The following is a 10,051-nucleotide window of genomic DNA, read 5'->3' on the forward strand; positions in this document are numbered from 1 at the left end:
GGCCGAGCGAGCGCGCCGCGCGGAAGAGCCCTCGCGCAGGAAGCGTCACGGACGGGTCATGCGGAGCACATCCAACGCCTCGTCGAGTTGCGTCTCGGTGAGCTTGCCGGAGTCGAGGTGGCCGCGTTCGATCACCACCTCGCGGATGGTGCGGCCACCGGCCAGCGCGGCCTTGGCGATGGCGGCGGCCTCGTCGTAGCCGAGGTACCGGTTGAGTGGGGTGACGATCGACGGCGAGCCCTCCGCGTACGCGAGCGCGACCTCGACATTCGCCTCCAAGCCGGACACGCAGCGGTCGGCGAGCAGCCGGGACACGTTGGCCAGCAGCCGGATCGACTCCAGCAGGTTGCGGGCCATCACCGGGAGCATCACGTTGAGCTCGAAGTCACCCTGGGTGCCGGCGAAGGAGACGGTCGCGTCGTTGCCGATGACCTGGGCACACACCTGGCGGACCGCCTCGGGCACGACCGGGTTCACCTTGCCCGGCATGATCGACGAGCCGGGCTGGAGGTCGGGCAGGCGCAGCTCGCGCAGGCCGGCCCGCGGCCCGGAACCCATCCAGCGAATGTCGTTCACGATCTTGTAGAGCCCGACCGCGATCGTCTTGAGCTGCCCGGACGCCTCGACCAGCGCGTCCCGGGCGCCCTGCGCCTCGAAGTGGTTGCGGGCCTCGGTGACCGGCAGGCCGGTGGTTTCGCGCAGCTTCTCGATCACGGCGGCGGCGAACCCGGGCGGGGTGTTCACGCCGGTGCCGACCGCGGTGCCGCCGAGCGGCAACTCGGCCAGCCGGGGCAGGGTCGCGTTCAGCCGTTCGATGCCGTTGGTCACCTGTTGGGCGTACCCGGAAAACTCCTGACCCAGCGTGACCGGCGTCGCGTCCATGAGGTGCGTCCGCCCGCTCTTGACCGTCGTCGCCCATTGATCCGCCTTGGCGGAGAGGGCGGCGGCGAGGTGTTCGAGAGCCGGGATGAGGGTCGCGGTGACCGCCTCGGTGGCGGCCAGATGGATCGACGACGGGAACACGTCGTTGCTCGACTGCGACGCGTTGACGTGGTCGTTCGGGTGCACCGACCGGCCCAGTTCGCGTTCGGCGAGGGTGGCGATGACCTCGTTCGCGTTCATGTTCGATGAGGTGCCGGAGCCGGTCTGGAACACGTCGATCGGGAATTCGTCGTCATAATCCCCGGCGGCGACGTGCGCCGCTGCCTTCGCGATCGCTTCGGCGAGGTCCTGATCGAGTACGCCGAGGGCGGCGTTCACCCGCGCGGCGGCGCCTTTGATCTGGGCCAGGGCGGCGATGTGGGCGGGCTCCAGGCCACGCCCCGAGATCGGGAAGTTCTCCACGGCCCGCTGGGTCTGCGCCCGCCACAAAGCCTCGGCGGGCACCCGGACCTCGCCCATCGTGTCCCGTTCGACCCGGTAGCCACTCTGCTCGTCAGTCACGTAACCATCGTCTCTCGGCGATCGCCGGTCTGCAGATGATCCGCGCCACCCGGCCGCAGCTCGGCGGCGAGCATCCCGGCGTACTCCCGGAGCAGGTCGTGCAGCCGGAAGACGCCCGGCTCCGGCTCCTCCACCAGGTGCGCGTCGATCAGGTCGTCGAGGAGGTCCTCGGCCCGGTCCAGCGGCAACTCGCCGAGCGCGGCCGCGGCCGGCCCGTCGAACAACCGGTCCGGAACCGCGCCGAGCTGCCGGAACAGCCGCTGGGCGGCCTCGCCGAGCTGGCGGTAGGAGAGCGCGAACGCGTCGGCCACCGTCCGGTTCTCGGCGGCCAGCTCGGGCAGCGCCGACTCGCCGAGCCGTCGCACCAGGTCGGCCACCTGCCAGCGCGGCCGATGGGCCAGCCGGGCCCCGGCCAGCCGGAGCGCCAGCGGCAGCGCCCCGCACCGGCGGACCAGCTCGGCGGCCTCGGCCGGCTGGGTCGTCACCCGGTCCCCGGCGATCCGGGCCAGCAGGGCCATCGCCTCGGTCTCGGTGAAGACCGGCAACGACTCGGGGTGCGCGCCGTCCAGGCCGACCAGCCGGCGCCGGCCGGTGACCAGCGCGAGCGCACCGGCCGAGGTGGGCAGCAGGTCGGCCACCTGACGGCTGGACGCGGCGTTGTCCAGCAGCACCAGGGCCCGGCGCTGGGCCAGCTCGTTGCGCCACAGGTCGATCCGCCCGGCCGTCTCGGCGGGCACCCGGTCGGCCGGGATGCCGAGCTGGCGCAGCAGGATCAGCAGGGCGGCGGACGGTTCGAGCGGCTCGTGCTCGCTGTGCCCGTGCAGGTCGACGAAGAGGTGCGCGTCCGGGTAGCGGCCACCGACCAGGGACGCCACCTGCAGCGCCAGGGTCGTCTTGCCGCTGCCGGCCATCCCGTCGACGGCCAGCACGACCGGCCCGTACGGTCCGGCCGCGTCGATCGCCCCGACCAGCCGGGCCACGACCGCCTCGCGGCCGGTGAAGTCGCCGACCGTCCGCGGCAGGCAGCGCGCCGGCACCGGCGCGGAGTGCTCGCCGCCGAGCATCCGCTGGTGCAGCTCGCGCAACTCCCGGCCCGGTTCGATGCCGAGTTCGCCGGTCAGCACCTGCTGCGCGCGGCGGAACTCGGCGAGGGCGTCGGCCCGGCGGCCGGCCCGGAACAGCGCCGTCATCAGCTGCCCGCGCAGCCGTTCCCGCAGCGGGTACCGCTCGACCAGCCCGGCCAGCTCACCGAGCAGGTCCCGGTCGCGGCCGGCCAGCAGCTCCAGGTCGGCCCAGTCCTCGATGGCGACCGCCCGCGTCTCGTCGAGCACCGCCGCCTGCCGGCGCACCGCCGGGCTGTCGATCTCGACCAGGGCCGGGCCGCGCCACAGGTCGAGGGCCTGCCGCAGGCGGGCCGGGTCGGACTGCGCCCGGGCCTCGGCCGACAGCGCGGTGAAGACCGCCCAGTCCAGCTCGGCCGGATCGCAGCGCAGCCGGTAACCGGCCGGGTCGCTGGTGATCGCGCCGGCCGGGAGGCGGCGGCGCAGCCGGGACACGCAGGTCTGCAGCTGGCCGCGCGCGGTCGGCGGCGGATCGTCGGCCCACAGGGCGTCGACCAGGTCACCGACGCCGACCACCCGGTCGGCGTGCAGCAGGAGCATGGCCAGCACGACCCGGTCCCGGCCCGCGGTGATCGGCTCGCCGGCCACCGCCAGCGGCCCGAGGATGGCGTATCTCATCGCGCCCGCCCCACCGGCGCCGGCTGTTCGACCCGGAACTGATCCGGGACCCCCAGCTCGCGATAGATGGCGAGGGCGGCCGTCCACGATCGACGGGCGTGCTCGGGATCGGAGCCGGCCACGCAGTCGGCGACGCCCTCCTCGGCGCGGGCGGTCATGTAGCGCATCCGGGCGGCGCGGGCCCGGACCAGCACGTCCGCCCACAGCTTCCGGGCGCCGGCCAGGTCACCGGCCGCCTGCCGGGTCTCGGCGTAACCGGCCAGGCAGTCGGCCTCGTGCCGCTGGTCGGCGATCCGCCGGGCACCGGCCAGGGCGGTCTCGTGCGCGGCGATCGCCTCCGCGAAGCGGCCCTCGCTGCGCAGCAGGTTGCCGAGCTCGTGGTGCACATCGGACTCGACGTCGAGGTTTCCGACCCGGCGCGCCAACCGCAGGGCCGCGGCCAGGTAGCGGTGCGCGTTGACGGTGACGCCGAGCGACCGCCGCACCCGCTGGATCTTCAGCAGCGAACTCGCGATCACCCCGTCGTCCCGGTGCTCGATCGCGGCGAGCAGGCCGAGCCGGCGGTAGTGCAGCGCCTCCGCGTACCGGCCGAGTCGCTCGTTGCCCTCGCTCAGGTAGCTCAGCGGCGCCCGGGAGCGGGCCCGGTCACCGGCCAGCGCGGCGGTGCGGCGGGCCGCGCGTGCCGCGTCGACGCTCTCGGTGAACCGGCCCAGCGCGTCGTACACCCCGGCGAGGTTACCGAGCGCAGTCGCGGCCGCACGCGGCTGTCCCAGCTCCTGGCGCAGCCGGACCGACCGCCGGAGCAGCTCGATCGCCCGCTCGAAGTCGGCGGCCCGGACGCAGACCGAGGCGAGGTAGTTGGCGGTGACCGCGATCCCGGCCCGGTCGCCGGTCTCCTCCATGATGGACATCGTCCGGTCCAGCAGGATCCGCAGCTCGTCGCTGGCACCGTGGTAGAAGAGGTGCCACCACGCCGCGCGGGCGATCCACCAGGCAAACTCGGGTCGCCCGGCGGCGGGCGCAGCCTCGACGTAGGCGACCAGGCCGGGCCGCTGCCGCTCGATCCGCGCGGCCGGGTCGGCGATCGCCGCGACCAGCTCCGGCCGCAGCGGCACCGGCGTGCCGAGATCCCGGTAGACCACCGCCCGGTACGCCTCCGGCACCGACCGCGCCACCGCGTGGGTCTGCAGGTCGAGCACGCCGATCAGGGCGTCCCGCCGTTCCCGGTCGGTCAGCTCGAGCGCCCCCGCGAACTCCCGCAGCAGGTCGTGCAGCCGGTACCACCCCGGCGACGGCTCCTCGACCAGGTGCACGTCGACCAGGTCGTCCAGCTCGTCGCGCGCGGCGTCGAGCGGCAGCCCGCACAGCGCGGCCGCGGCCGGGGCGTCCAGCAGCGTGCCCGGCGCGATGCCGAGCAGCCGGAACATCCGCTGCGCCGACTCCGGCAGCTGCCCGTAGGACAGGGCGAACGCGCTGGCCACCGACCGGTCCTCGGCCGCCAGCTCGGACAGCGCCGATTCGCCGAGCCGCCGCACCAGGTCGGCCACCCGCCAGCGCGGCCGATGCGCGAGCCGGGCGCCGGCCAGCCGCAACGCCAGCGGCAGCCCGCCGCAGCGCCGCACCACCTCGGCGGTGGCCGCCGGTTCCGCGGCGATCCGCTCGCCGGCGATCCGGGTCAGCAGTGCGATCGCCTCGGCCGGCGGCAGCACCGACAGCGACTCCGGGTGCACGCCGTCCAGCCCGATCAGCCGCCGACGGCTGGTGACCAGCGCGAGCGCGCCGGCCGAGGTGGGCAGCAGGTCGGCGATCTGGGCGCTGGAGTGGGCGTTGTCCAGGACGATCAGCACCCGCCGCCGGGCCAGCTCGGTGCGCCACAGCGCGACCCGGTCACCCAGGTCGGCCGGGATCGCGTCGGCCGCGAGGCCGAGCTGCCGCAGCAGGGTGAGCAGCGCCGCGGCCGGTTCGACCGGTTCGCCCTCGCCGTGCCCATGCAGGTCGACGAAGAGGTGCGCGTCCGGATAGCCGGCGCCGACGAGCGCGGCCACGTGCAGGGCCAGGGTGGTCTTGCCGCTGCCGGGCATGCCGTCGATCACCACGATCGCGGGCCCGCCCGGACCGGTCCGGGCGACCGCGTCGAGCAGGCGGGCAACGGCCGCTTCGCGTCCGGTGAAGTCCCCGACCGTACGCGGAAGGCTCCGCACCCCGCCGCTCGGCGCCGGCCGTTCCTTCTCCCCGGCGAGAATCCGCCGATGCAGTTCCTGCAGCTCCGGGCCCGGTTCGATGCCGAGCTCGGCGCGCAGCGTCGCCCGCAGCCGGCGGAACTCGGCGATCGCGTCGCCGGCCCGGCCCGCACCGGCCAGCGCCCGGATGAGCAGGCCGCGCGGCCGCTCGCGCAGCGGGAACCGCTCGGCCAGCGCACCCAGCTCGCCGACCAGGTCGCGGTCGTGGCCGGCGGCCAGTTCCAGCTCGGCCCAGTCCTCGACGGCCGCCGCATATCGCTCGTCGAGATCGGCCGCCGCGACCCGCACCGGCTGGCTGTCCAGCCCGACCAGCGCCGCACCCCGCCAGAGGTCGATCGCCTCGCGCAGCGCGGCGGCATCCTTGCGGTCGCGGGCCTCGCCGATCAGCCGGGCGAAGACCGTCGCGTCCAGGTCGTCCGGCCGGCAGACCAGTCGATAGCCGGCGGCGTCGAGCAGGATCGCGCCGGTCGGCAACTGCCGCCGCAAACGGGACACACAGGTCTGCAGCTGGGCCCGGGCGGTGGCCGGCGGATCAACCCCCCAAAGCGCCTCGATCAGGGTCGAAACGTCGACCACCCGACCGGCGTGGAGCAGCAGCATGGCCAGCAGGACTCGATCCCGCCCCGCCGTGATCGCCACTTGCTGTCCATCGCCGGTGACGGACAGTGGCCCTAAAATGCGGTACCGCACGGGAGCCACTCCGATCCGTGTCTATCTCAGCGAGGGTACCGATTCAGCGATAGCGGATCGACAGTGATCTGAGAGCGACGTACGGCACGCTTCCGGTTGCGTCGCTTCACCGCGGATGTTCCCAAGACATCGCCCCAGCACGGTGGGCTCCGCACGGTTACGGGGGATCCGAAAAGCCCGCCCGAGCTGCCCCGCTCGGGCGGGCGGTTCGTATCGTGATGATCACTGTCGGTTGGACGAGGCGCGCGCCGGAACGTACCGTCGAGCGGGTTCGGACGTCCCCGACGAAGAGGATCCCTGCATGCGACGCGCCATCCTGGCCGTGATCGCCGGCGCCACCCTGCTGGCCGGCTCCGCCTGCGACAGCGACGCAGATGCCAAGACCGAGGCCGCCGCCACGGTCACCGCACCCACCGCCGCCCCCACCACGTCCGCGCCCGACTACTCGGCGAGCACCAAGCAGGTCTGCGCCAAGCTGCAGACGCTCTACACCGCCGAGCTGCGCAACTTCGGCACGGCGATGGGCAAGATGGTCACCTACAAGGAGGCCAAGCAGACCGCCGACGCGGAGAAGGCCGAGGCCACCGCGGCCGGTCAGCTGAAGGCCGCGGCGACGAAGATCCGCACCGAGACAGCCACCGCCGAGGACCCCGACTTCATCGTGGCCGGCAAGGTCTCCGCCTCGAAGCTGGAGAGCAGCGCGACCGACCGCCGCTACTTCGACAAGGTGAAAACCCTCGCCGATCTCAACAAGACGGTGGAGGCCCAGTTCTCCGAGTGGCTGACCCCGGTCGCCGGTTACTGCAAGACCGCCTGATGAAGGAGTTGCTCACCGGCCTCGACGTGGTCGACGACGCCGACGTCCTGGACAGCCTCAGCCACGACGACGCCGAGTGGGCACCCTACGGAAAGGCGGTCGCGGCCGTCCGGCCCCGAACCACCGAGGACGTACGCCGGGTGGTGGCGGCCTGCGCCGACCGCAAGATCCCGATCGTGCCGCGTGGGGCCGGCACCGGCCTGTCCGGCGGGGCCAACGCCGTCGACGGCGCGATGATCCTCGACCTGTCGAAGATGAACCGGATCGTCGAGATCGACGCCGAGAACATGACCGCCACCGCGCAGCCCGGCGTGGTCAACGACGACCTGAAGAAGGCGGTCGCCGAGCACGGCCTTTGGTATCCACCCGACCCGGCCAGCGCCCCCTGGTCGACGATCGGCGGCAACGTCGCCACCAATGCCGGCGGCCTGTGCTGCCTGAAGTACGGCGTGACCCGCGACTACGTACTCGGCATGGAGGTCGTGGTCGGTGGCCCGGCGGGCGACTACGGCACCGTGGTGCGGCTCGGCCGGCGCACCACCAAGGGCGTGAGCGGCTACGACCTGGCCGGCCTGTTCACCGGCTCGGAGGGCACGTTCGGGGTGATCACCGAGATCACCGTACGGCTGCGCCCGGCCCGCCGGGAGGCGCCGCGCACCGTGGTCGGCGCGTTCGGCAGCGTCGTCGCCGCCGGGGAGGCGGTCGCCGCGATCACCCGGGCCGGCCTGCTGCCCGCCGCGCTGGAACTGCTCGACCGCACCTGCCTGCGGGCCGTCGAGGACTGGAAGCATCTGGGCCTGGAGGCCGACGCGGCCGCCCTGCTGCTGGCCCAGCTGGACACCCCCGGCTTGGCCGGCGACGAGGAAGCGACCGCGGTGGCCGAGGTGTTCCGGGCGGCCGGCGCGATGTGGGCCGAGCAGTCCACCGACGAGATCGAGGCCGAGGCCCTGTTCGCCGCCCGCCGGCTCGCCTACCCCGCGCTGGAGCGGCTGGGCCCGGTGCTGACCGAGGACATCTGCGTGCCGCGCTCCCGGGTCCCGGAGATGCTGGCCTCGATCGAGGCGACCGCCGCCCGGCACGGCATCACCATCGCCACGATCGCGCACGCCGGTGACGGCAACCTGCACCCGCTGATCCTGGCCCCGTCCGGCGACGACGAGGCAAGACGCGCGGCGCAGGCCGCGTTCGAGGACATGCTGACCGCGGCGATCGCGATGGGCGGCACGGTGACCGGCGAACACGGCGTCGGCCTGCTCAAACGCGAGGGCATGCGGCAGGAGCTGTCGGCCGGTGTGCTGGCCATGCAGGTGGCGGTCAAGCAGACCCTGGATCCGCTGGATCTCTTCAACCCCGGAAAGGTGATCGGTTGACCCGGGTCACCTGGTGGCTGGGCCGAGGCTCGGACCCCGACGTTTTCCAGCGCAATTTCGTCGACCCGTACCGCGCGAGCGATCCGCCGGTCGATCTGCACGTCGAATACCTGGGCGCGGATTCGCCGGAACGCACCCTCGCCGCGCTGGCCGACGGCACCGCTCCCGACATCGTGATGATTCCGCGGGCCGGCACCTTCGCGCGGCTGGCCCGGAAGGGCCATTTCGCCGACCTCTCCGGCTACGAATGGACCGGCCGGCTGCTCCCGCTCGCCCGCGAGATCGGCACCCACGGCGGCCGCCTTCTCGGCATTCCGCGCAGCTCGGAAACGATGCTGCTGTTCTACGAAAAGACGCTGTTCGCCACCCACGCTTGGCAGCCGCCGCGGACGCTCGGCGAATTGGAGACCCTGGCGACCGCCATGCAGGCCCGGGGAATCGTGCCGTTCGGCGCCGGTTCGGCGGACGTGCCGCAGTCGGTCGAGCTCTATTTCTCGCTGATCGTCAACCACCACGCGGGCCCGGCCAACGTCCGGAAAGCCCTGCTCGGCGAGCGACCGTGGACCACGTTCACCCGCTCGGTCGCACTGTTGCGGGAATGGTTCGAGCGGGGTTGGTTCGGCGAAAACTACTTCACCGACACGTACACCGACGGTTTCGCCCGGATCGCCACCGGCGAGGCCGGCATGTCCCCCAACATGACCTGGGTCTTCGGCGACATCCCCGCCGCCTTCGGCGAAAGGGCGGGCAACGTCGGGGTAACGCCTTTCCCGACGCCCTGGCCGGCGGCTTTTTATGTGTACGGAACGGGCAGCCTGATCGGCATCAACGCGAAGTCGGCCGCCCCCGATGCCGCAGCCGCGGTGCTGGACAACCTGTTCACCAATGACGTACGCCGCAGCATCAGCCAGGATCTGCCCGGCGACTGGAACCTGCCCCTGACCGACCCCGACGCCGACGGCTTGGCCGCATGCGCGATGCCACAGTTCGCCGAAACCGCGGTGGCCCTGACATCGGCACTGCAGGAGAACCGCTTCGGCTATTCAACGTGGTCGTTCTTCCCACCAACGGCCGAGGAAGCCGTGATCACCAACTTCCGCGACATGATCGAGGGCCGAATGACAGTCGAGTCCTACTTGACCGCCATCGACGAGGCCTTCGTCATCGACCGCACGGCAGAGTGACCACGTTGGACCGCCGCGGTCGAGGTCGATGCCGCTACAGGGGTAGCAGGTCCTTGCGCAGGGCGCGGCGGAGCCGCCACTGGCGGTCGTCGCCGGACGGCCAGGGGAAGCCTCCGTGGCGGAAGACCCAGTTCAGGTACGACACGAAGGGCATCGTTGTCTCGGCGTGGAACAGGCCGTCCACGCAGCCGTCGGGCAGGACCATGCCGTACGGGCTTCCGCCGCTGGTGTTGTCCTTGTGGAAGCGGTCGGGCGCCAGCGGCAGCACGAACACACCCGCGTCGGCGGGGTCGTCTGCCTGCGCCGCCTGCCAGTCGGTCCACACCTCGTCGAAGTACTCGCGGATCGGCGGCATGTCCGGATAGCGGGTGCCCTCGACCTCGATCACCAGGGGGTCGGCGCTCGCCGAGGTCGGCCACTGCGGGTGCGTGCCGACCAGCCAGACGTCGCCGACGATGCGGACCCACGACAGCAGGGTCATCGGCAGGCCACCCCGGGGTAGAAGTCATCGCGCCATCCTGCACAAAAAAGCCGCCCCGGGTGGCCCCGGGGCGGCTTGTCGGAAATC

The 10,051-nt window shown here is 72.8% G+C and carries 7 protein-coding genes; 3 read left to right on the plus strand and 4 right to left on the minus strand.

From position 1 onward, the window contains the following. Nucleotides 1-45: 45 nt before the first annotated feature. From Adu01nite_RS05725 to Adu01nite_RS05735, 3 genes are read right to left on the minus strand one after another with little or no spacing between them, the layout of a single operon-like run. Complete coding sequence (locus tag Adu01nite_RS05725; protein WP_203725461.1) at nt 46-1,443, minus strand: class II fumarate hydratase; 1,398 nt, start codon at nt 1,441-1,443, stop codon at nt 46-48. Beyond that, on the minus strand, nt 1,440-3,182 hold the full coding sequence (locus tag Adu01nite_RS05730; RefSeq protein WP_203725462.1) for an AfsR/SARP family transcriptional regulator: 1,743 nt from the start codon (nt 3,180-3,182) through the stop codon (nt 1,440-1,442). Before Adu01nite_RS05730 ends, Adu01nite_RS05725 begins: the two co-directional genes overlap by 4 nt. Then, the gene (locus Adu01nite_RS05735) at nt 3,179-6,061 is read right to left on the minus strand and encodes an AfsR/SARP family transcriptional regulator (RefSeq protein ID WP_203725463.1); all 2,883 of its coding nucleotides are present in this window, start codon (nt 6,059-6,061) and stop codon (nt 3,179-3,181) included. Before Adu01nite_RS05735 ends, Adu01nite_RS05730 begins: the two co-directional genes overlap by 4 nt. Nucleotides 6,062-6,413: 352 nt before the next feature. Here Adu01nite_RS05735 and Adu01nite_RS05740 point away from each other — a divergent pair, with 352 nt between their 5' ends. From Adu01nite_RS05740 to Adu01nite_RS05750, 3 genes are read left to right on the plus strand one after another with little or no spacing between them, the layout of a single operon-like run. Then, nucleotides 6,414-6,929 (plus strand): hypothetical protein, encoded by a 516-nt coding sequence (locus Adu01nite_RS05740; protein ID WP_203725464.1) that lies wholly within the window; start codon nt 6,414-6,416, stop codon nt 6,927-6,929. Continuing rightward, nucleotides 6,929-8,299: an FAD-binding oxidoreductase gene (locus tag Adu01nite_RS05745; protein ID WP_203725465.1), complete on the plus strand. Its 1,371-nt coding sequence runs from the start codon at nt 6,929-6,931 to the stop codon at nt 8,297-8,299. Before Adu01nite_RS05740 ends, Adu01nite_RS05745 begins: the two co-directional genes overlap by 1 nt. Then, the gene (locus tag Adu01nite_RS05750; protein WP_203725466.1) at nt 8,296-9,483 is read left to right on the plus strand and encodes an ABC transporter substrate-binding protein; all 1,188 of its coding nucleotides are present in this window, start codon (nt 8,296-8,298) and stop codon (nt 9,481-9,483) included. Before Adu01nite_RS05745 ends, Adu01nite_RS05750 begins: the two co-directional genes overlap by 4 nt. Before the next feature lie 34 nt (nt 9,484-9,517). On the opposite strand, the gene Adu01nite_RS05755 is transcribed toward Adu01nite_RS05750, so the two are convergent. After that, nucleotides 9,518-9,964, minus strand: coding sequence for a hypothetical protein (locus Adu01nite_RS05755; RefSeq protein WP_203725467.1), 447 nt, complete (start codon nt 9,962-9,964; stop codon nt 9,518-9,520). Between the last annotated feature and the right edge of the window lie 87 nt (nt 9,965-10,051).

This window comes from Paractinoplanes durhamensis (genome assembly GCF_016862175.1).
Taxonomy (GTDB): domain Bacteria; phylum Actinomycetota; class Actinomycetes; order Mycobacteriales; family Micromonosporaceae; genus Actinoplanes; species Actinoplanes durhamensis.